At 66.0% G+C, this 21,366-nt stretch carries 17 protein-coding genes; 10 read left to right on the forward strand and 7 right to left on the reverse strand.

Annotated features, from left to right (window positions below; genetic code table 11):
* Positions 1 to 9 precede the first annotated feature (9 nt).
* From B146_RS0120725 to B146_RS0120740, 4 genes are all read right to left on the reverse strand, one after another.
* Positions 10 to 810, reverse strand: coding sequence for an ABC transporter permease (locus B146_RS0120725; RefSeq protein ID WP_019998400.1), 801 nt, complete (start codon positions 808 to 810; stop codon positions 10 to 12).
* Positions 807 to 1,715, reverse strand: a complete 909-nt coding sequence (locus B146_RS0120730; protein WP_019998401.1) for an ABC transporter permease — start codon at positions 1,713 to 1,715, stop codon at positions 807 to 809. The genes B146_RS0120725 and B146_RS0120730 overlap by 4 nt, the downstream gene beginning before the upstream one ends.
* Positions 1,712 to 2,764: an ABC transporter ATP-binding protein gene (locus B146_RS0120735; protein WP_019998402.1), complete on the reverse strand. Its 1,053-nt coding sequence runs from the start codon at positions 2,762 to 2,764 to the stop codon at positions 1,712 to 1,714. Before B146_RS0120735 ends, B146_RS0120730 begins: the two co-directional genes overlap by 4 nt.
* 242 nt (positions 2,765 to 3,006) lie before the next feature.
* Positions 3,007 to 4,053: an ABC transporter substrate-binding protein gene (locus B146_RS0120740; RefSeq protein ID WP_019998403.1), complete on the reverse strand. Its 1,047-nt coding sequence runs from the start codon at positions 4,051 to 4,053 to the stop codon at positions 3,007 to 3,009.
* Positions 4,054 to 4,175: 122 nt separating this feature from the next.
* On the opposite strand from B146_RS0120740, the gene B146_RS0120745 reads away from it, so the two are divergent.
* The 5 genes from B146_RS0120745 to B146_RS0120770 all read left to right on the forward strand — a co-directional run bounded on the left by B146_RS0120745 (position 4,176) and on the right by B146_RS0120770 (position 10,084).
* On the forward strand, positions 4,176 to 5,093 hold the full coding sequence (locus B146_RS0120745; RefSeq protein WP_019998404.1) for a LysR substrate-binding domain-containing protein: 918 nt from the start codon (positions 4,176 to 4,178) through the stop codon (positions 5,091 to 5,093).
* A gap of 89 nt (positions 5,094 to 5,182) precedes the next feature.
* A complete protein-coding gene (locus tag B146_RS0120750) occupies positions 5,183 to 5,812 on the forward strand; it encodes a hypothetical protein (RefSeq protein WP_019998405.1) in 630 nt (209 codons plus the stop codon).
* 141 nt (positions 5,813 to 5,953) lie between these two features.
* On the forward strand, positions 5,954 to 6,793 hold the full coding sequence (locus B146_RS26850) for an aspartyl/asparaginyl beta-hydroxylase domain-containing protein (RefSeq protein WP_019998406.1): 840 nt from the start codon (positions 5,954 to 5,956) through the stop codon (positions 6,791 to 6,793).
* Between the two features lie 350 nt (positions 6,794 to 7,143).
* The gene (locus tag B146_RS0120765; RefSeq protein WP_019998408.1) at positions 7,144 to 9,501 is read left to right on the forward strand and encodes an Orn/Lys/Arg family decarboxylase; all 2,358 of its coding nucleotides are present in this window, start codon (positions 7,144 to 7,146) and stop codon (positions 9,499 to 9,501) included.
* A 22-nt stretch (positions 9,502 to 9,523) separates the two neighbouring features.
* A complete protein-coding gene (locus B146_RS0120770) occupies positions 9,524 to 10,084 on the forward strand; it encodes a GNAT family N-acetyltransferase (RefSeq protein WP_019998409.1) in 561 nt (186 codons plus the stop codon).
* A 20-nt stretch (positions 10,085 to 10,104) separates the two neighbouring features.
* Here B146_RS0120770 and B146_RS0120775 read toward each other — a convergent pair whose 3' ends face one another.
* Both B146_RS0120775 and B146_RS0120780 read right to left on the reverse strand, forming a co-directional pair.
* Positions 10,105 to 10,539: a c-type cytochrome gene (locus B146_RS0120775; RefSeq protein WP_019998410.1), complete on the reverse strand. Its 435-nt coding sequence runs from the start codon at positions 10,537 to 10,539 to the stop codon at positions 10,105 to 10,107.
* Positions 10,540 to 10,663: 124 nt separating this feature from the next.
* Positions 10,664 to 11,896, reverse strand: a complete 1,233-nt coding sequence (locus B146_RS0120780; protein ID WP_019998411.1) for a TadE/TadG family type IV pilus assembly protein — start codon at positions 11,894 to 11,896, stop codon at positions 10,664 to 10,666.
* 351 nt (positions 11,897 to 12,247) lie between these two features.
* On the opposite strand from B146_RS0120780, the gene B146_RS0120785 reads away from it, so the two are divergent.
* The 4 genes from B146_RS0120785 to B146_RS26860 all read left to right on the forward strand — a co-directional run bounded on the left by B146_RS0120785 (position 12,248) and on the right by B146_RS26860 (position 16,123).
* Positions 12,248 to 13,252 (forward strand): hypothetical protein, encoded by a 1,005-nt coding sequence (locus B146_RS0120785; protein WP_026358816.1) that lies wholly within the window; start codon positions 12,248 to 12,250, stop codon positions 13,250 to 13,252.
* An 85-nt stretch (positions 13,253 to 13,337) separates the two neighbouring features.
* Positions 13,338 to 13,490 carry a hypothetical protein gene (locus B146_RS29165; protein ID WP_155897625.1) on the forward strand — a complete coding sequence of 51 codons (153 nt, stop codon included), beginning with the start codon at positions 13,338 to 13,340 and terminating at the stop codon, positions 13,488 to 13,490.
* Positions 13,491 to 13,697: 207 nt separating this feature from the next.
* Complete coding sequence (locus B146_RS0120795) at positions 13,698 to 14,186, forward strand: putative pterin-binding protein (RefSeq protein ID WP_155897626.1); 489 nt, start codon at positions 13,698 to 13,700, stop codon at positions 14,184 to 14,186.
* Positions 14,187 to 14,248: 62 nt separating this feature from the next.
* Positions 14,249 to 16,123: a putative bifunctional diguanylate cyclase/phosphodiesterase gene (locus tag B146_RS26860; RefSeq protein ID WP_019998414.1), complete on the forward strand. Its 1,875-nt coding sequence runs from the start codon at positions 14,249 to 14,251 to the stop codon at positions 16,121 to 16,123.
* Between the two features lie 774 nt (positions 16,124 to 16,897).
* Here B146_RS26860 and B146_RS26865 read toward each other — a convergent pair.
* The gene (locus tag B146_RS26865) at positions 16,898 to 18,919 is read right to left on the reverse strand and encodes a methyl-accepting chemotaxis protein (RefSeq protein ID WP_060577672.1); all 2,022 of its coding nucleotides are present in this window, start codon (positions 18,917 to 18,919) and stop codon (positions 16,898 to 16,900) included.
* A gap of 1,362 nt (positions 18,920 to 20,281) precedes the next feature.
* On the opposite strand from B146_RS26865, the gene B146_RS0120810 reads away from it, so the two are divergent.
* Positions 20,282 to 20,602, forward strand: coding sequence for a helix-turn-helix domain-containing protein (locus tag B146_RS0120810; protein WP_051091609.1), 321 nt, complete (start codon positions 20,282 to 20,284; stop codon positions 20,600 to 20,602).
* Positions 20,603 to 21,366 lie beyond the last annotated feature (764 nt).

Consider the following 21,366-nt stretch of genomic DNA (forward strand, 5'->3'; position numbering starts at 1 on the left):
ACCCTGAACTCAGCCGCGACCGGGGCCGACCAGCAGACGTTCCATTCCGAAGAGGCGGTCGAGCACCACCATCACGATCACCGTCAGCGCGATCAGGATGGCCGAGACCGAGGCGACGAGCGGGTCGATATTGTCCTGGATGTAGAGGAAGAGCCGCACCGGAAGCGTCGTGGTCTGGGGCGTCGAGATGAAGACGCTCATCGTCACCTCGTCGAAGCTCTGGATGAAGGAGAGAATCCAGCCCGACACGACGCCCGGCAGGATGAGCGGCAGCGTCACCCGGCGGAAGGTCGTCCAGCGCGAGGCGCCGAGCGAGACCGCCGCGTTCTCGATCTGGCGGTCGAGGCCGACCGAGGTCGTGAGGATCAGCCGGATCGCGAAGGGAAACACCACGATCAGGTGGCCGGCCACCAGCGTCCAGCCGGAAATGCCGAGCCCGGCCTCGGAAAAGAAGCGCAGAAGCGCGATGCCGAGAACGAGATGCGGGATCATCAGCGGCGACAGGAAGAGGCTGAGGAGAAGGCCCCGCCCGGCGAACTGCATCCGACCGATGGCGAGCGCCGCCGGAATGGCCAGCCCCACGGCGAGCGTCGAGGCGAGCGCGGCGAGCCAGAGGCTGGTGCGGAACGAGGCGAGGAATTCCGGCCGGTCGGCGATGGCATAGAACCAGCGCAGCGACAGTCCATTGGTCGGCAGCGAGAGATAGCCGTTCGGCGTGAAGGCGACGACGCAGACGACGAGGATCGGCGCCACCGTGAACAGGACCACGAATGTGTGGAAGGCGAGAGCGAGAGGCCCGTTGCGGTTCATTGGAACACCTGCGCGTAGCGCCGCTCCACCAGCCGGTTGCAGCCGATGATGATGACGATGTTGGCGAGAAGCAGAAGCACGGCGATGGCGGCGCCGAGCGGCCAGTTCAGGGTCGACAGGAACTCGTCATAGGCGAGCGTCGCCGCGACCTTGAGGCGCCGGCCGCCGATGATGGCGGGCGTGGCGAAGGCGGAGGCCGCGAGCGCGAAGACGATGATCGAGCCCGACAGGATGCCCGGCATGATCTGCGGCAGCACGACCCGGCGCACCACGGTGAAGGGCGAGGCGCCGAGCGAGACGGCGGCGTTCTCCACCTGCGGGTCGAGGCGCTGGAGCGCGGCCCAGACCGAGATCACCATGAAGGGCATGAGGACATGGGCGAGCGCGATCACGACGCCGGTCTCGGTGTACATGAACTGCACCGGCGAGGAGAGAAGGCCGAGCCCGGTCAGCGCCTGGTTGACGACGCCGGTGGAGCCGAGAAGCATGGCCCAGCCGAGCGTGCGCGCCACGACCGAGATGAGAAGCGGCCCGAGCATCACCAGAAGGAAGATCGAACGCCAGGGCGCGCGCATCTTGTGCAGGATATAGGCTTCCGGCGCGCCGAGCGCGGCGGCGGCGAGCGTCGTGAAGAGCGAGATGCGCAGCGTGCGCAGGAAGATCTCGTGGAAATAGGGGTCGGAGACGATCTCGGCATAGTTCTTCAGCGAGATGTCGTCGGTGACGCCCGTGTACATGCCGAAGGAATGCAGCGACAGGATCAGCGTCATCACGAGCGGCACGACGAGAAGCGTGCCGACCACGACGAGCGCGGGCAGGTTGAGGAGATAGGGGGCGAGCCAGGCCCGGTTTCGAACGGTCGTGGCGGCGACCGGCTTCTGCGCTTGCGCGGTCACGGCGCTCATCGCGGCGCCGCCTCGTCCCGCGCGAGAACGCGCATGTCCTCGGCGCTCCAGACGAGGCCGACCGTTTCGCCCGTGGCCGGCAGGGCGCCGCTTCCGTTGGGGGCGAGAACGAAGACCTGCCCCGCCTCGCTTTCCACGTCGAAGAACCATTGGCTGCCCTGGAACACGCGCTTGCGCACGACGCCCCGGAGCCCGCCGGCACCGAAGGACACGCGCTCGGGGCGCACGGCGACGACGATCGGCCCGGCCGCGCCCGCGCCCGTGCCCTCGCCCGCCACCGTCCAGCGCTGGTCGCGCACCGTCACCGTTTCGCCCGCGCGCACGCCGTCCAGCGTGTTGGTGCGGCCAAGAAAGCTCGCGACGAAATGCGAGGACGGCGTTTGGTAGGCCGCTTCCGGCGGCCCGACCTGTTCGATCACGCCCCGGTTCATGACCACCACACGGTCCGACAGGGCCATGGCCTCGGACTGGTCGTGCGTCACGAGGATCGTGGTGAGGCCGGTGCGCTCCTGGATGTCGCGCAGCTCGCCCTGCATCTCGTCGCGCAGCTTGGCGTCGAGATTGGACAGGGGCTCGTCCAGAAGAAGAAGGCTCGGCTCGATCACCAGCGCCCGGGCCAGCGCCACGCGCTGCTGCTGCCCGCCCGACATGCGCCGGGGATAGCGGTCCGCCATGGCGGACAGGCCGACGAGCTGCAGGGCGGCGGCGACCTTGCGATCGCGCTCGGCCCGGCCGACCTTGCGCATTTCGAGGCCGAAGCCGACATTCTGCGCGACCGTCATGTGCGGAAAGAGCGCGTAGCTCTGGAACACCATGCCGAGCCCGCGCTTGGCCGGCGGCACTTCGGCCAGATCCCGCCCCTCGAGCACGATGCGGCCGGACGTGACCTCCACGAAACCCGCGATCATCTGCAGCGTCGTGGTCTTGCCGCAGCCGGAGGGGCCGAGCAGGGAGATGAACTCGCCCTGCTCGATGTCGAGCGAGATGCCGCCCACGGCGACGATCTGGTCGTAGGTCTTGGTCAGGCGTTCGATCGTCAGGAAGCTCATCGGCGACACCTCTCGGGGGGACGGGTTCCGCCCGTCGGCCGGGCGGAACGAGTGAAAAGGCGAAAGGTCCTTGAGCCCGTCCGGAACGTCACCGGCGGAGGATCGCCGAGGAATTATCGTCGCGATCGAGGCGCCGAACGCAGTCGATGCGAGGTCAGCATCGGCGAGGATCGGCAACGAGGAGGGCGACGAAAAGACCCGGCGAGCCGACCCGGCGGACTTTCGGGACGGGCTCTAAGCCCTCAACGCTCCACTTCGCGCGTCCAGCGCGTGTTCCATTCCTCGCGGACGGGGTTCACGTAGTCCCAGTCGATCACGCGCAGCTGGCCGACCTGCTCGGGGCCGTAGGGAATGCCCTTGGCTTCCTCGTCGGTGAGCTTGGCCTTCTTGTTGACCGGGCCGTAGCCATAGCCGCGCGCCACCTTTTCCTGCACCTCGGGCGACAGGAGATATTGCAGGAGCGCCTGCGCCTCCGGCGTGTCGCGGCCGGCGATCGGGCAGCCGATGATGCCGAGCGAGACCGCGCCTTCCTTCGGATAGACCATCTCCACGGGGAAGCCGGTGTTGGCGAGCGAGTTGATGCGCGCCGAGCCCCAGACGCCCAGCACGGCCTGCCCGCTCTGGAAGAGCGAGGTCATCTGGCCGGGCGAGGCCTCGTAGGCGAGGACGTTGGGATCGATCTCGCTCTTGAAGGCCGTGAAGCCGGGATCGATGTTGCGCTCGTTGCCGCCGCCGAGCTCGGCTTCCATCACCAGGGCATGGAGGCCGTAGGTGTTGGAGAGCGGCGGCACGACGAGCTTGCCGGCGTATTTGGGGTCCTTCAGATCGGCCCAGGAGGTCGGCGCGGGCCAGCCCTGCTCGGCGAAATACTTGGTGTTGTACATGAGGCCGGTCGCCACCGCGCCGAGGCCCGTCGCCTTGCCGCCGCTGACCTTGGCCATGTCGTAGAGATCGTCGTAGACCGGGGCGGCCTCGACCTCCTTGCACAGGCCGAGCGCGATCGCCTGATACATCGGGCCGTCGTCCATGATGGCGACGTCGATCTGCGGGGCGGAGCGGGTCGCGACGAGACGCGCCAGCGTGTCGGTCGAATTGCCGGCCGTGTATTCGATGCGGACCCCGTGCTCCTTCTCGAAGGCCGGGAAGATCTGCTCGCGCATCAGCTGCTCGTAGGAGCCGCCATAGGCCGCGACGTAAAGGACCTTCTCCTGCGCCACCGCAGCTGACGATGCGGACACCGCCACGAGGGCGACCGTCGTGAGAAGACGCGAAGGGAATGGGATGCTCATCGAAGGTCCTCGGTTTAGGGGTCAATCATTCTGTAACCTTTCGAAACTTGCGCCCATTCGTCAAATCGGTTTTCATCACTACTCCATAACTAAATATTATGCTGGCGAACGGATAGGCAGGGATGTTGAAATCGAGGCAGGTGGAGGCGTTTCGGGCCGTGATCCTGACCGGATCGGCGACGGAAGCGGCGCAGTTTCTCGGCGTCACGCAGCCCGCGATCAGCCGGCTCCTTAGCGATCTGGAATATGCCGTCGGCCTGCAACTCTTTGAGCGCAAAGGCGGAAAGCTGATGCCGACCGCCGAGGCGATCACCTTCTACCGCGAGGTCGAGCGCTCCTTCGTCGGTCTGGAGCGGATCGAGAAGGCGGCTAAGGACATTCGCGAGCGCCGGGGCGGCGAATTGCGCGTCGCGGCGCTTCCCGCGCTGGCGACGAGCCTCCTGCCGAGCGTCACCGCCGATTTCGCCGCCGCCCGGCCCGGCGTCGACATCACGCTCTACGGCATGACCTCGCCCTCGGTTCTCGACTGGGTCATCACCGGACGCTGCGATCTCGGCATCGTCCACGAGCGCATTCCCCATTCGGCGATCACGACCCACGAACTTCCCCCGATGGAGGCCGTGTTCATCGCGCCGAAGGGCCATCCGCTTCTGGAGCGGGACGTCGTCATTCCGCAGGACCTCCATGGGCGCGACTTCGTCGGCCTCGCCTCCTCCTCCTCCATGCGGCGCGCCTTCGACGCGATGATGGTGACGCATCGCTGCGCGCCGACGATCCGCATGGAAAGCCCGCTGACCATGATCCTGTGCAGCCTCGTCGATGCCGGGTTCGGCTGTGCCGTGGTCGATCCCTTCACCGCCTCGCGCCTGCCCTGGCGCCATCTGGAGGTGCGCCCCTTCCGACCGGCCATCGAGTTCGAATGGTCGATCATCCTGCCGAACTTCTCGCCCATCTCCTCGCTCGCCGGCGACTTCGCGGCGGAATTCGCGGGCGCCTTCGCCAAGTCCCTTGCGGAATTGCGTTTGCTCGCACCGGACTAAGAGCACGCCGAGCGCCCCGCCTTGCCCCATTTCGGCGGGCATGGTCTCCTCGCCTTTCACCGAGAGCCGGAGTGCGAGGAGGCCGAGCCATGCCGCTTCAGAACCGCGTGACGCCGCTCGGTGAGATCGTCGCCGATTCCGCGCGCGGGCTCTTCATGGGCAATCGCGGCATCCTGCACGACGACCAAAAGCGGCTCGGCCGCAGCCGCTGGCGACATCCGAACTGGATCGTCTGCAGCCTCGATTACCGCGCGACGCCGCGCCCGCTGATGGCGCCCGGCGCCTATACCGAACTCTTCTTCCTGGACGAGGCGACGGCGCTCGCTGCCGGCCACCGCCCCTGCGCGCTCTGCCGCCGGCCCGCCTTCCGGCGCTTCGCGGCGGCCTGGGGCGCGGCGGCCAGCGGGGCACAAGGAGCGGACGCGCCGCCCTCGGCCGGGCGGATCGACCGCGAACTGCACGCCGCCCGGCTGACCGACGACCGGCGACAGCGCCGGCACCCCGCCCCGCTCGCGAGCCTGCCGGACGGCGCGATGGTGGAGATCGACGGCGCTCCCTGGCTGGTCCATGCCGGGCGGCGGCACCGATGGACGCTCGCCGGTTATCGCGAGGCCGAGCCGCTGGACGGGCGAACAGTCGCGGTGCTGACGCCGGAACCAAGCGTGGCGGCGCTGCGGGCGGGCTTCGCGCCGGTCTTGCATCCCTCCTTAAGCGGTTGAAACACGCGGAGTTTCCGCAGCCTGCCTGCGACACGTTCGTGCCCTCGGCGAAAAATTCGCCGCCGTGGCGAGCGGGACCTTGCGCATGTCAAAATCAAATGTGCGTTATGCCGCATCGAATCGCGCGGCGGAGCTGCATCCATGAACAAGGCCACCAAGAAGGCGCTGCGGCGCACGGCGATCGCGCTGCCGGTGATTGCGCTGCTCCTGTGGTTCGTGCCCTGGCTGACCCTGTTCTGGCTGGTCTGCGGCGCGATCGACGTCGCGCGCAACAAGGGCAAGAACCGCCTGCTGCTCAGCCGCTACTTCATGGGCAACGGCATTCTGACCTGGCTGCTCTCGCCCTTCAACCTCTTCGTCGACCTCGTCAGCCGCCGCAATCCGGGCATCTACACGCTCGATGATTTCCCCGCCGAATGGCGCGAGGAGATCGAGACGGTGCTGAACACGTTCCGCACTCGCCGCGACGAGATCACCAGCGAGATCGACGCCAAGTTCCACGACGGGCGGCGCGGCATGTATGTCTATCGCTGGTACGGCAAGCCGAACATCGACACGGTGCCGGAGTTCAACCGCGAGTTCAAATATGTGAAGACCATCGCGGTGTCGGTCTTTTCCGGCAAGGAATCCACCACCTGGCATTACGGCCCGCTGCGCCTGACGCTGCGCGTCCTGCTCAACCTGAAGCCCGCCGACAGCGACCGCGTCTTCATCGAGTGCAACGGCGAGCGCCATCTCTGGCGCGACAACCCGCTCTACATTTTCGACGACACGCTGTTCCACCGCTCTGTGAACGAGGTGGACGCGCGCCGCTACAATGTCTTCATGGACGTGATCCGCCCGACCCCGGTGCCCGGCTTCATCAGTGCGCTCCTGTCGGTCGTCTCGATGATCGCCGACCAGATGAAGTCGCTGTTCTACAAGAACTGGCGCATGATCGGAAACCGCACCGCCACCCCCGCCGGCGCCGCCAAGGGCTGAGAGCCCTCCCCTTTCGAGCGCTGACCGGACCCGCCCTGGAGGCCGTTTGACAATCCGGCGGCGGAGGACCCGCGAGGGATTTTTCGTTCTCACGAGGCGCCAAACGCAGTCGATGCCGGCGGCATCGTCTGACATTGGCAACGAAGTGAGGGCGGAAAAGACCCGGCGTGCCGACCCGATCGGGTTGTCAAACGGCCTCCAAAAGGAGCGGGTCTTTTCGTTGGCGCGTCCTTGGCGTATCGACCGGGCCGTACTGACCGGGCAGGGCGCCGAGCGGATGAAATGAGGGATTGTCTTGGTCCTGTCATGAAACGCACCGATGGTCCGCGCCACCACGAACCGGGTGCCTCATGGATTATTTCAGACGCTTCACCTTCCTCTTCGCCACGCCTTCCTTCGACGCCGACGATCTGGAAGGGGCCCGGTACAACCAGATCGTGGACGAGATCGAGAAGTCCGGCTTCGAGGTCGTGCGCGCCCGCACGCTGGAAGACGCCGCGATCTCCGTGCAGACGGATGCCGCCATCGGCTGCATGATGGTGGACTGGGGCAAGAAGGGCCTCGAGGGCAAGACCGCCGCCCTCATCAACCTGATGCGCCGGCGCGGGCTCGACTTCCCGATCATCCTCCTCATCCGCCGCAAGCGCTTCGAGGACGTGCCGGTCGAGGTGCTCGACTTCATCGACGGCTATGTCTTCCTGTCGGAGGAAACGCCGGCCTTCATCGCCAAGAACCTCATCAGCCGCCTGAAGCAATATGCCGAGACGCTGAAGACGCCCTTTTTCGGCGCGCTGGTGGACTATGCCGAGGAGGGCAACCAGCTCTGGACCTGCCCCGGGCATAATGGCGGCGTGTTCTACAGCCGCTCGCCGATCGGGCGCGTCTTCATGGAGCATCTCGGCGAAGCCGTGTTCCGCGACGATCTCGACAACTCGGTTCTCGATCTCGGCGACCTCCTGACCCACGAGGGGCCGGCGCTCGCCGCGCAGAAGGAAGCGGCGAAGATCTTCGGCGCCGAGAAGACCTATTTTGTCCTGAACGGCACCTCCACCTCAAACAAGGTGGCGCTGGCAGCCTTGGTGACGGACGGCGATCTCGTCCTGTTCGACCGCAACAACCACAAGGCCGCCCACCATGGCGCGCTCTTGATCTCCGGCGGCATCCCCGTCTACGTGCCGACCTCGCGCAATTCCTACGGCCTGATCGGCCCGATGGATTTTGCCTCCCTGGACGAGGACGCGCTTCGCGAGCGCATCCGCACCCATCCCCTGGTGAAGGACCCCGAGGCCTGGAAGAAGCCCCGCCCCTTCCGCGTCGCCGTGGTCGAACAGTGCACCTATGACGGCACGATCCACAATGCCGAGATGATCCTGAAGCGGATCGGGCACCTGTGCGAATACATCCTGTTCGACGAGGCCTGGGCGGGCTTCATGAAGTTCCACCCGCTCTATGCCGGGCGCTTCGCCATGGGTCTGGCCGATCTCGGCCCCGACGCGCCGGGCATCATCGCCACGCAATCCACCCACAAGCAGCTGGCGAGCTTCTCCCAGGCCTCGCAGATCCACATCAAGGATCGGCACATCAAGGGCCAGAAGCGCCGCGTGGAGCATCGCCGCTTCAACGAAAGCTTCATGCAGCACGCCTCGACCTCGCCCTTCTATCCGCTCTTCGCCTCGCTCGATGTCGGCGCGCAGATGATGAAGGGCCGCTCGGGCGAAGTGCTCTGGGACGACACGATCCGGCTCGGCATCGAGCTTCGCAAGAAGATCCGCGCCGTGCGGCGCGAGTTCGAGGAAAAGGAGCAGCGGCCCGAGCGGCGCTGGTTCTTCGAGCCCTTCGTGCCCGACACCGTGTCGATCCCCGACGCCGCGCGCCCCGGCAGCGCGCATGTCGTGCCCTGGGAAAGCGTCTCGACCGACCAGCTCGCCACCAACCCCGCCTTCTGGCAGCTTTCGCCCGGCGCTTCCTGGCACGGCTTCCAGAACATGGAGCCGGGCTTCGCGATGACCGACCCCAACAAGCTGGTGCTGCTCACGCCCGGCTTCGACGGGGCGAACGGCGCCTATGGCGAGCACGGCATTCCCGCCCCCGTGGTCGCGCAATATCTTCGCGAAAACCGCATCGTGGCGGAAAAGAACGATCTGAACTCGCTTCTCTTCCTCCTGACGCCGGGCGTCGAGGCATCCAAGGCCGGAACGCTGATTTCCGGTCTCGTCGCCTTCAAGCGCCTGCATGACGAGAACGCGCCGCTGGAAGAGGTGATCCCGGAATTCTACCGCCGCCGGGCCGGCCGCTACGCGGGCGTCCGGGTGCGCGATCTCTGCGCCGCGATGCACCGCTTCTTCCGCGCCGCCAATGTCAGCGCGCTTCAGGTCCTGCAATTCTCGGCCGACCATCTGCCCGACATCGCCATGTCGCCGCACGACGCGGCGCGCTGCCTCGTGCGCAACGATGTCGACTATCTGCCGATCGGCGAGATCGGCGGGCGCATCGCGACGACGCCCTTCGTGGTCTATCCGCCGGGCATCGCCACCATCGTTCCGGGCGAGCGCCTGAGCGAGCGCGCCCAGCCGATGATCGACTATCTCAAGATGTTCGAAGCCTCGTTCAACACGTTCCCGGGCTTCGAGGTCGAAATCCAGGGCGTCTACCGCGAGGTGGATGCGTCGGGCCGCGTGCGGCTCTATACCTACGTCGTCGCGGAATAGAGCCGGAGTTTCGAGTTCGTTCATGGATCAGGAGAATGAGATCGCGATCCGCCCCTCGCGCGATTCCGACGTGGAGCCCATGCTGGCGATCTATCGCCGGCATATCCATCGCGGCGTCGAGGCGGGCGTGGAGGACAGCGAGACGCCGGAGCCTGACGATCTGCGCGACCGGCGCAAGAACCTGAAGAACCGGCGCATGCCCCATCTCGTCGCGACCCGTCGCGGCGAGGTGGTGGGCTATGCCTATGTCGTGCAGTTCCGCAAGCGGCCGGCCTATCGCTACGCGGTGAAGCACTCGATCTACGTGCACCACCAGCATCTCGGCCAAGGCATCGGCCGGCTCCTGATGCGCGGTCTGATCGACGCCTGCGCGGCGGCGGGTTTCCGGCAGATGATCGGCTATATCGACTCGGACAACGCCGCCTCGCTGTCGCTCCATGCGAGCTTCGACTTCCAGCGCGTCGGCCACCTGCCGGCGGTGGCCTATCGCTACGGGCGCTGGGCCGACAGCGTCATGGTGCAGCGCTCGCTCGGCCCCGGCGCCACCGAACCGCCCCCGCCCCTGCCGCTGTCGATCCGCTGAGCGCATGGGCGCAAACCCGTCTAGCGGGATTGCGTGCGCAGATAGGCGATCAGATCGGCGCGGGCGAGCGCGTCCGGGATGCCCGGAAAGATCATCTTGGTGCCGGGGGCGAAGCGCGCGGGGTCGGCGAGCCAGCGGTCCATGGCCGCGTCGGTCCAGGTGCCGCCGACCGAGCGCAGCGCCGCCGTCGCGCCATAGCGCGCCAGCCGCTGGCCGATCGGCGCGTCCATCACGCCATGAAGATTGGGGCCGGCGAGATCCGGCCCGCCTCGGCCGATCGTGTGGCAGGCCTTGCAGGGGCCGAAAACCGACGCGCCGGCCGCCGGATCGGCGACGCTCATGCGCGCCTCCAGCGTCGGCTCGGGGCCGAGCCGCGCCCGCCGCGCCTCCCGGTCGCCATCGCCGCAGCCGGACAGAGAGGCGAGCGCCAGAAGCGCGAGAGGGAGTCGGATCACGGCCCGAAGCCTCCTGGCGCGAAGCGCAGTCGGCGGCGCGTCGGGTGCGTCTTCAGCATCACTCGTCTTGCCTCCCGCAGCCGGCCTCCGCCGCGTGGCGGTGCGAAGACCCATTGAGAAAAGACTATTGGCGAATGCGCAGGTTCCGGCGAACGATTTCGTTCGCGAGCCCGGTCAGCCGTTCGCTGGCCTGGTTGGAGTCGGTGGCCAGATAATAGTAGCCGGGCGAGGCGCACATCATCAGCGCGGGCGAGATCTGGGGGTAGGTTCTCCCTACTCGATCGAGGAAGAAGTTCCACGGATCATTGTTCGGGACGTATTTGATTTCGAGAACGGCAAGTTTGATGCCTTTGCCCTTGATGCGACTGCAATAGGATTGATCAACAGGGGCCGTTAACATCCATGGCGCCCGACCAATTCCCACATCGTTGACGCCATCGGTTATAATGACAGCCACTTTTTCTGGCTTGTCTTGGCTTGAACCATCCTCTTGGGTTCCGAGCATAGTCTCAAACCCGGACAACGCCTCGCGGAAATACGTATGCTTGCTCGGGATGTTTTTGAAATCCAAGGATTTCACGAGCGTATTCTCGTCGGTACTTCTCTCGACACCCCTCGCGAAAATCTCACTGAAGCCAGCGGTCGAGATTCGAATGGATAGGTTCTGGCTCTTATCCGCATTGATTTGCAGAAGTTTTTGAGCCGTCGTCTTGAACGCATCCCGCAGCACGTCGATGCGCAACCGCGCCGGTCCGCCCCTCTCGGGTGGGATCAATCGGTTCATTTCATAGGCGGAAATCCGCCATTTCGTCCAATCTTCCGGCATGTGACAGGCGAACGCGCAAGGCCGGTCATTCTTCTCTGCCGTCCAATCTTCCAGCTTTTTCCGCTCGACCTCATCCGCGGCGATGTTCATCGACTCGGAAACATCGAGCAGGAAATAGAAGTCCATGAAGCCGTCGCGCTTGATGCTGGACTGGGACGAGCGCGAATAGCTGATCGTCTTCGTACCGCCGAGCCGCAGGAAGGCCGTGTCGTAGCTGTTCGAGATCGCCACGTTCACGACGCCCTGCGCCGTGTCGATATCGCTGGTGATCTTCGACGATTTTAGCCGATCGGGCAGATTGGCCAGCGCGACGGCCTGGATGGCGATCTGGGCCTCCGCGACGCTGCCGCTTTCCATGGTCTTGGCGCCCGCGAGCGCCGCCGCGTCCGCCGCGCCCTGGGCCGATGTCTCGTCCATGGAGACCATGCTGATATCCACCGCGCCGCCGATCGCCAGGGCGAGGACGCTGAAGCTCAGCGCCGCCATGATCGCGAAATTGCCGCGTCGATCGATCCAGTATCTCTTGAACATGCGGTGTCCTCGATCATGGTCTTAAAACGCGCACTGGGTGCGCTCGGCGCTACTCTCCCTTTTTCCTTTGCTAGCTGAACGATGTGGATGCGGCGTTAAGGCGGTGTCCAAACTTGATCGGATCGCCGGTGGCCGTTGCGTGAGCGGGGCTGATGGCCGGGACCTTCCATTCGAGCGCAGAAGGCCGATCATCGTCCGACCCGCTCCGGCGGGACGGCCGTGTCCCGACACCGTGCAACGACGGCAGGCAGGATCACTCCCTCGTGAGGACGGGGCCACGCCGTTCCCCTCGGCCATCCGGTGTGCATCTTCGTCTTGACGAATGCCGAAGGTTTTGGGGTTGGGGGAAGCATGGTTCGTTTTGCGGAACGCTTTGGGACGGCGGGAGCCGACAGCCTTACGGGCTCGTATGCCACGGTCACATACGGCCTCGCCGGGTCGGACCTTCTCACGACGCAGCGCGGCTCGGCCTATTCGATCCTGATCGGCGGCAGCGGCTCGGACGTCTACGTCTCCAAGGCCAACACCACCGTCACTATCGCCGATCGCGGCGGCACCGGCATCGACACGCTCTACACGGAGACGCTGGGTCCCGGCTCCTATGCCATGACCGCGCTGATCGACAATCGCCACTTCGTCGCCTCGGACCGGAACACCGGCGAGACGATCTACATTCTCGATTTCTTCTCGCAGGCAAACTATATCGAGCAGATCAACACGCCGGACGGGATCTTTACCACGAACGAACTCTGGCAGTTCGCCCGCTCGCAGCCGAGCTTCCTCGGCAATCTGCGCTGGGAAGACCTCAATTCGGTCGGGCTGACCCACCCCTTTTCCACGGCCGAGACGAACGAGGCGATCTCCTTCTACGGCAAGCGCGCGGCGGCGCTGGAAGTGACGCTGCCGGTCGGCGACGAGGGGTCGGTCTATCGCTTCTACAACACGGAAAAGGGCTCGCACTTCTTCACCGCGAGCGTCGCCGAGCGCGACAGCATCGCCCAGAACCTCTTCCAGTACCAATACGAGGGCGAGGCCTTCGACGCCGCGACGCGCAGCGCGAACACGATCGACATCTTCCGCTTCTACAACAGCGCGACGGGCACTCATTTCTACACCGCCAGCGCCGCCGAGCGGGATCAGGTGATCCGCACGCTGCCGGTCTTCCAGTACGAAGGCGTGGCCTACAAGGCCTATGCGAGCAGCGAGGGCGGCGCCCACGAGGAACTCTACCGCTTCTACAACGAGAAGAGCGGAACGCATTTCTACACGACCAGCGAAGCGGAGCGCGACAGCATCATCGGCACGCTGCCGAGCTATCGCTTCGAGGGCATCGCCTACTATGTCGACAACGCCTGACGGCGACAGCCCCCTCGGACGCGAGACCTTCGCGTCCGAGGGGGCGATCATGGAACCCGAGCCATCGTGGATTCGTAACGCTTCCATGACCAAGAGCGAAGACGACGCAGCCCGAAGCGAAAGCCGCGAGAGCGTGTTCTCTCCGATCCCGATCCTCATGATGATCGGGGGCGGGTTCGCGACGCTGGTTCTGGCCAAGGCAGGCTGGGACCTCCTGCGAACCTATGGCGGATTGTGAACCGCGATCGGCGATTCCAGGCCCCGATTTAGAAGCGGCCTCCCGCCCGAGCTGGGCGGCCCGTCCCCAAGGGCAGGCGCGGACCTCTCCTTGGGGAACCCTGTCCTGATATCCTCCTATTATCTTCCCGCAAGCCCGGGCTGCTTCAATTTATCTTAAACCCTGCCGACTAGCGTCCTTGCCACTCGATCCAGTGGGGAGATGGCCGTGCTTGACCGTCGGCAAATGATCCTGGCGCTTGCCGCCCTGCCGCTTCTCGTCTCGAAGCCATCGCGTGCCCTGGCCGCGAAGCCGGTGCTGCGCGTGTCGGGCGGCGCATCGGGCGCGTCGGTCACCTATGACGCCGCCGGGCTGGACGCCCTGCCGCAGACCCGCTTCGTCACCGCCACGCCCTGGAATGCCAAACCGATCGAGTTTCGAGGCGTTTCGGCTCGCGACCTGTTCCAGGCGGCGGGGGTGCAAGGGGAGCACCTGCAGCTCATCGCGCTCAACGACTATGTGGTCGAGGCGAAGACGAGCGATATCCTGGCCGGCGATGGCTTGTTCGCCACCCATCAGGACGGCGTTCCCATGCCGCTCAGCGCCAAGGGGCCGGTCTTTCTCATGTTCCCCTTCGACCTGCGCCCGGAACTGAAGCATCAGTCCTATTACAGCCGGTCCGTCTGGCAGCTGGCCGAGGTCGTCGTCACGCCATGATCCAACGCGGGAAGTTGACGTTACCGCGCAGCTTCCATCGGTTAGGCCTCGGACTGGCTGCCGTGACCGCCCTCCTGGCGGTCTTCGCCGTTGCCGTTTCCCTTCTGGCCGCAGCCTACCAGCAGCGGATCGACGAGGCCTCGAGGTACAACCGGACCTTCGACGCCGCCCAGACCCTGGCGGAGCTTCTGCGCCTGCAACTCGCCTTCGCCGGCGCGCGCGAGCCCGACGATATCGACGAGATCCGGATGCGCGCCGCGATCCTGGAGAATCGGATAGGGGTTGTGGGCAATGCGGTCTGGCCGATTCCGGAAATGCGCGCGGATTTCCTCCCGAGCCTCGCCGACGCGCTGCGGCAGGTCACGCCCTTGATCGACCACATGCCGGAAGCGGGCGTCGGCATGGACGCCGTGACCATCCTGAAGCCCCTGGTGCAGCCCCTGGCGCGCATGACCTCGCGCAGCCACGCAATCGCGAACGACGAAATCGGCCGCACGCAGGCGCAGTTGCGCCTCTTGTTCGCGGTGCTTTGCGGCCTGACGGTGTTCCTCGTCCTGTTCGGGGCGGCGCTCGTGACCTTCGTCCTGTGGCAGAACCGGCGCCTCGACCGCACGGCGCGATCCGACGCGCTGACCGGCCTCGCCAACCGGCTGCAATTCGGCTTCAGTCTCGATCGCCTGGCGAGCGCGAACGGGTGCGCGGTCATGCTGATCGACGTCGACCATTTCAAGACGCTGAACGACACGAACGGACACGATATCGGCGACGCCGTTCTCACCCGCGTCGGGCAGCGTCTCGACCAGGCGGCGCCCGATGCGCTTCTGGTGGCGCGCGTCGGCGGCGACGAGTTCGCGATCCTCTACGAGGGGGCCGAGGCGGCGGCGCGCAGCCGCGCGGCCGCAACGCGCATTCTCGAAATGATGCGCCAGCCGATCATGGCGAACGGACGCTGCGTGAAGGTCAGCGTGACGCTGGGCTTCCGCACGGTCGAGAGGACGGGCGACAGGCACACGTCCCATACGCTCCTGAAGGACGCGGATCTGGCGCTCTACGAGGCCAAGGCCGCCGGACGACGCTGCGCCACCGAGTTCCAGCCGGAGATGAAGAAGTCCTTCCTCGAGCGCCACCGGCTGGAAGCCGACCTGCACGGCGCCATCGACCGGGGCGAACATCATCTCCAGTTCCAGCCCGTGGTGGATCTGCGATCGAAGACGACCTTGGGCTTCGAAGCCCTGCTCCGGTGGAACCACCCCGAATTCGGCTTCGTGCCGCCGTCTCAGTTCGTGCCCCTCGCGGAGGAAAGCGATCTCATTCTCGATCTCGGCCGCTGGGTCCTCACCGAGGCCATCGCGGCGGCGCGCCATTGGCCGGGCGACGTGTTCGTCGCCGTCAACATCTCGGCCCGGCAACTGAACGATGCGGACCTCGCCATCTTCGTCGCCAAGACGCTGGCCGAGGCCGGCTTCCCGGCACGTCGGCTCGAAATCGAGGTGACGGAAACCGCGCTGATCCAGAACGAGGCGCTCGCGACGCAGACCCTCCAGGCGCTTCGCGCACTGGGATGCCGCATCGCGCTCGATGATTTCGGCACGGGCTACGCCTCCTTGAGCTATCTCCAGCGCTTCGTGTTCGACAAGCTCAAGATCGACCGTTCCTTCGTGGAAAGCTGCCGCGAGGACAAGAACAGCTCGGCGATCGTCGCGGCGGTCTGCGCCCTCGCCCACCGCCTGCAACTCGGCGTCGTCGCCGAAGGCATCGAAACGCAAGAGCATTGCGCCTTCGTGGCGGAAGCCGGCTGCGGCGCGGGACAGGGCTATCTGTTCGACCGCCCCCTATCCAGGGACAAGGCGCTGGAACGGCTCCTGCGCGAGGCCGAAGAAGCGCAATGGCTCGTGCAAGCGGACAGGGCGCCCCGACATCTGGTCCTCGCCCTGTAGGGCTCGGCGCGCATGTTGAGGGAAAGGCGGAGCGGCGGGCGACGCCGCTCCGCCTTATGCGCCCCTCCGCCTTTGTGCCTCTTCCATTGCAACGCACGGCCCGCCCGCAGGGTAATGGCCGAGCGAGGGCGATCTGTTTCGCGCCAGCCGTTCGATGCGTGATGCCTCAGGGTTCGAGAGCCAAGCCCCCGTCCTCTTCGAGCCGGTCGGGCCGCTTCTTCTGCTGATGACAGCGTCCCACAGGCTGGCCGATGCGCCCCGCACGGTTTCCGCTCGGTCGCTCTGCCCGGAGCGAAGCGCCCTTCTCGCCCCTGCCCCCTCGGTCGCCTCCCAACCCTTAGCCTGATCCAGCGAAGGCTCGCGCTCGAAACCGAGAGCCCGATCGCCAGGGCCCGGTCGCACGGGCCACGGAGATTCACGGCTGAAGGCGCGGGGCGCAGACGCCTTCGACGCGCCCGGACCGGCCTTCATCCCCTCCCCTCCGTGCCGGGATTCGGCTGCCCGATGAGCAGCGGCACGACCGCTCGGCCCCCAATCTCGACCTCGCCCCGAAGACCGCAACCGTCCTTCGCCGGGGTGAACAGCTGCGCTCGTCGGGGCCGTCCTGCGAAAAGCCCAAGGACGCGGCCGCCCCCTCCTTCTGTCGCGAGACGCTCCGGCTCGCGGCGACCTGAGACGTCGCGGCGGGGAACCCAAGCGCGAAAAAGCCCCGCCCCGCGCGGTCAAGCGCGGGACAGGGCTTCCATAGGCTTCGAAGGTCGGCCTAGCGGCCGGTCAGGAACTCAGTCTTTCGAAGGCGACCTGATCGTCCGGACCAAGGTCCAGCGCGATGCCGCCGCGGGCGACGGGCGTGGAGGGAGAGCGCACGGGAGGCGCCTTGCGCTCGGGCAGAGGCTTGGTTTCCCGGACGGGGGCAGCGCTGGCCGCCGGAGCGCTCGGGCGGCTCGCCACGAACCGATCCACCCTCGCCTGCAGGGCGCGAACGGTCGGCGCGGCCGGAGCCTTCGGGGTCTCCTGTCGCGGGGCCGGCACCGCCACGCCCTCGCCAAGCTGGAAGAAGCTGACGCGATCGGTCAGGCGCAGGGCCTCGGCCGACAGCTGCTCGGCCGTCGTGGACATTTCATTGGAGGCCGCCGCATTCTGCTGCGTGATCTCGTCGAGCTGCTGGACCGCCACCGCGTTCTGCTGCGCGATCTCGTCGAGCTGGCGCACCGCCTCGGCATTCTGCTGGGCCGCCGTGTCGAGCTGCTGGACGGACTGGCTGGTCTGCTGCGTCACCTGATCGAGCTGCTGGATCGCCTGGTTGATCTGCTCCGCGCCCGCATGCTGCTCGCGGCAGGCCGCCGAAATCTCGGCGACGAGTTCGGCCGTGCGCTCGATATCGGGAACGAGCAGTTCCAGCATCCGGCCCGCTTCCTCCGAGATGTGGAGGGTCGAGGCGGCGAGTTCGCTGATCTCCGACGCCGCGCCCTGGCTGCGCTCGGCGAGCTTGCGCACTTCCGAGGCCACCACCGCGAAACCCTTGCCATGCTGGCCGGCGCGCGCCGCCTCGATCGCGGCGTTCAGCGCCAGTAGGTCGGTCTGACGAGCGATCTCCTGCACGATGCGGATCTTGCCCGCGATGGTGCGCATCGCCTCCAGGGAGCTGACGACAGCCTGCCCGCTGCGCTTGGTGTTCTGGGAGGCCTGCGCGGCGATCTTTTCGGTGGTCGTGGCGTTCTCGGCGGTCTGCCGGATATTGGCCGACATTTCCTCCATCGCGGCGGAGGCCTGTTCGGTCGCGGCCGCCTGTTCGATCGCGCCCTGGCTGAGGCGTTCGGCGGCGACCGCCTGCTCGGCGAGGCCCCGCGCCAATTGCTGCGCCGAAAGCGCCTGCTCGGACGTGCCACGGCCGAGCTGTTCGGTGGACGCGGCCTGCTCGCTGGCGGACTGGCTCAGCTGCTCGGAGGTCGAGGCCGAAAGCTGCGAGCCCGCCGCCACCTGCTGGGCGGAGGTGATGACGTCCTCGATCGTGCCGCGCAGCGTTTCGCGCATGGCGTTCATGGCGCGAAGGAGATCGGCCACCTCGTCACGGCCCCGCACCTCGGCGGACTGGGTGAGATCGCCCTGGCTGATGGCCTGCGCCAGTTCCACGGCGCGCTGCAAGGGCGGGCAGGTCGCGCGCACCAGGACGATGCCGGCGCCTATGAGAGCGAGAATCATGCCGGCGAGACCGCCGCCGATCGCCCATTTGATCATCTCCTCCGCTGCGGCCGCCTTCTCCTGACGCTCCGCGAGGAGGCTGCGCTCGGTGGCGACGATCTGCGCCGTCACCGCCCGGATCTGATCCATGTCGCGCTTGCCGACGGAGGAAATCTCCAGATCCCAGGCCTTCTGGCGCGTATCGGGATCGGCCATGAAGGCCATGGCCGGCTCGGCGACCTGCGCCGCCCAACGCCGCGCGAGATCGCGCACTTCCAGGAGGCGCGATTGCTGGACGGGATTGTCGGCCGTGAGCGCCACGGCCCGGTCGAGCGCCCTGGTGAACATGTCCAAGCCGCTGCGATAGGGCTCCAGATTGGCCTCGGCGCCGGTGATCATGTAGCCGCGCACGGCGGTTTCCTGATCCACCATGCCTTCCACGATCTGATCGATCTGGTTCACGACCTCATAGGTGTGGTCGTTCCAGCGCATCGTGTCCGACAGGGTGGTCCTGCCGACATGGATGAATCCGATCGCGGACACCGTGATCACGGCGACGATGCTGAAGAGAAGGGTGATCTTCGCTTTCAGCCGAAGCTTGGACATACTGAACATTCAGCGACTCTTTCGATGGCGATGCGGCCAGGAGGATGCGATCGGGTAAGGCCCACGCGAACTCGTCCGAGCGGCGCGCCATGGGCGGCGACCCGGTTGCGAACCCGCGAAGGGGATGCCGCAGCTCGTGCTTCGGCAGGGGATGGACAACGGGAGAGGCCGACCGGCGAAGACGGGGGGACTTGGGCGTATCCGACGACCAACGGGGTCCGCCCTCCCCGAAGGTTCGTCGTCAGAAATCAACGGCCGGCTGCTTTCCGTGCGACATTTTGACTCATCGTCGCCAAACAAGAGCTTAAGATCAGAGGCCGTCCCGCGAAAATAGTCGCGGCTACCGGGCGACATGTGTTGCGGCGGGCGTTGGATAGCGCAGCAGACTGAAGCAAGGATGACGGGCCGCCCTCGGATCGCCTCGGATCGATCCGGAGCGGCGCGATCCGATCGAGGGCGCTCAGTCCGGCCGTCGCAGCCGGAGCGCCGCCGCAATCGCGGGGGTCGAGCGCGCGCGGCGTCACCCATCACCCCATTTCGCCGAACAGGCTCCGGAAGGCCCCCGGAACGCCCCCGCATGAGTTGCGTCGCGGAGGCGACATGCCCGACGAGGGTCCGATCGCCCGTCGATTCGCGAACCGAAATCGCCTTCTCCCTTCCCCGCCCCCATCGCCCTTTCGAACGCGCCGCATCGCGCGCATCGAAGACCGGCGGGGCGCACGCCCTCCTGCGTGGCGCGACCGATCGGGTCGGGGTGAACGCGCCTCCCTTTGCCTGCGAGCCGGCGCCTTTCCATCGGAATCGCGCGCCGTGGACGGGCGTTCGCCTTTCGCGTGCCGGCGCTGGATCGAGGCGCGCGAAGCAACGTCCCGCCACGCCGCCCCGGCCCGCTGGCGCGCTAGCGCCCCTCCAAAGGCGACCGTTCGTCCATCCGCGTCAGGGCCGGCCAAGGCCGCCCCAAGTAATACAGCAATCGCTGTATCTGCATAAAAATCGCAAAAACCTTTCCGGGCTAATAAGATTGGAGCGACTGGATGATTCGCCTGTCGGCCGCCTCAGAATCCGTGACATATCCGCCAAATATTTTTCTGCGATGTCAGCGATTTCTACACAAATTCGGCATCGGACGATGCTGATCACCGCCGCTGCGGTCTCCGAGGCAGCCCATGGAAATCCTGGTATTCCGGGGCTTCGCGACGCTTAGGGCGCTTAATCGAAGGTTGTATCCCCGCCCCTTCGAATGGCCTTCCGGACCGCCGAGCGGCTGACGATGCACTTCGCATATCCGCTACCTGTGGTATGCCGATCAGCTCACCTTACTAATCCCGAGGCATGACCGCGCGCCCGCGCCGGTCGTCAGGAATGGCACGCATGCGCACCGCCCCCATCGATAAGGACGCACGTCGAAACCACCTCAGAAAGCAGGCAGGCGTCTGGTTGAAGCAGAAGAGAGAAGAGGCCGGCCTGACCCAGAAGGATCTCGCCGCAATACTGGATCTGAAGATCTACACGTTCGTGGCCCAGATCGAGCAAGGAAAAGGCCGAATTCCTTTCGAACGCTACGGGGATTGGGCCAAGGCCCTGCGGATGGACGAGTACGACTTCACGGCGAAGGCCTTGTCCTATTACGAGCCCAGCATCTTCGACATCATGGTGGTCGGCGCCAGCCGCCGATCGAACAGCAAGTTCTGACGTCAGCGCGGTCGCAGCCGCCCATTCCGAGGCCGTTTCCACCACTTCCCCGGCCTTCCCAGTCTCCAGCCACCCGATACAGTAAAATCTGTAGTTGCAATTTTTGGGACCTCGGCATTTGCGGCCGTACAGCAAGTGCTTTACACCTCCCCTGGCCCAACGGGGCATTCACAAGTTGCACAGCAAGGCTGATCAAAAGCCCTGCACATACGGACACGATGCCACCGCTCGTTACTTAACGGCGCGGAGCGGTGACATGGCGCCCGTAAGTAACGGCCTGCCAGCAGGGCCGGCGCCGGTCCTGACCTACGTCAATGGAGACTCCAAATGTCGAACAGCATCGGCTTTGACGAAAGCTTCTATCTCTCGCGCAATCCGGACGTCGCAGCCGCGATCTCGCGTGGCATCTTCACCAGCGGCGCACAGCATTTCGAGCTGAATGGTCGCTTCGAAGGCCGCAACCCGAACGCCTTCTTCGACACGTCGTTCTATCTGGGCCTGTACCCGGACGTGGCCCGCGCCGGCGTGAATCCGCTGACGCACTTCCTTGACAACGGCGCGGCCGAAGGCCGTTTCTCGAACGCGTTCGAGCAGGCTGCAATCGATCTCAACGGCAACGGTGGTGCCGACGANTTCAACGAAGCCGNNTANCGCACGACCTACNCGGACGTCGACGCGGCCATCAAAGCCGGCACGTTCACCAGCGCCTACCAGCACTTCGTCCAGTTCGGTCAGTTCGAAGGCCGCGTCGCGACCCTCTCGAA

The sequence above is a fragment of the Aureimonas ureilytica DSM 18598 = NBRC 106430 genome (genome assembly GCF_000382705.1).
Lineage (GTDB): Bacteria > Pseudomonadota > Alphaproteobacteria > Rhizobiales > Rhizobiaceae > Aureimonas > Aureimonas ureilytica.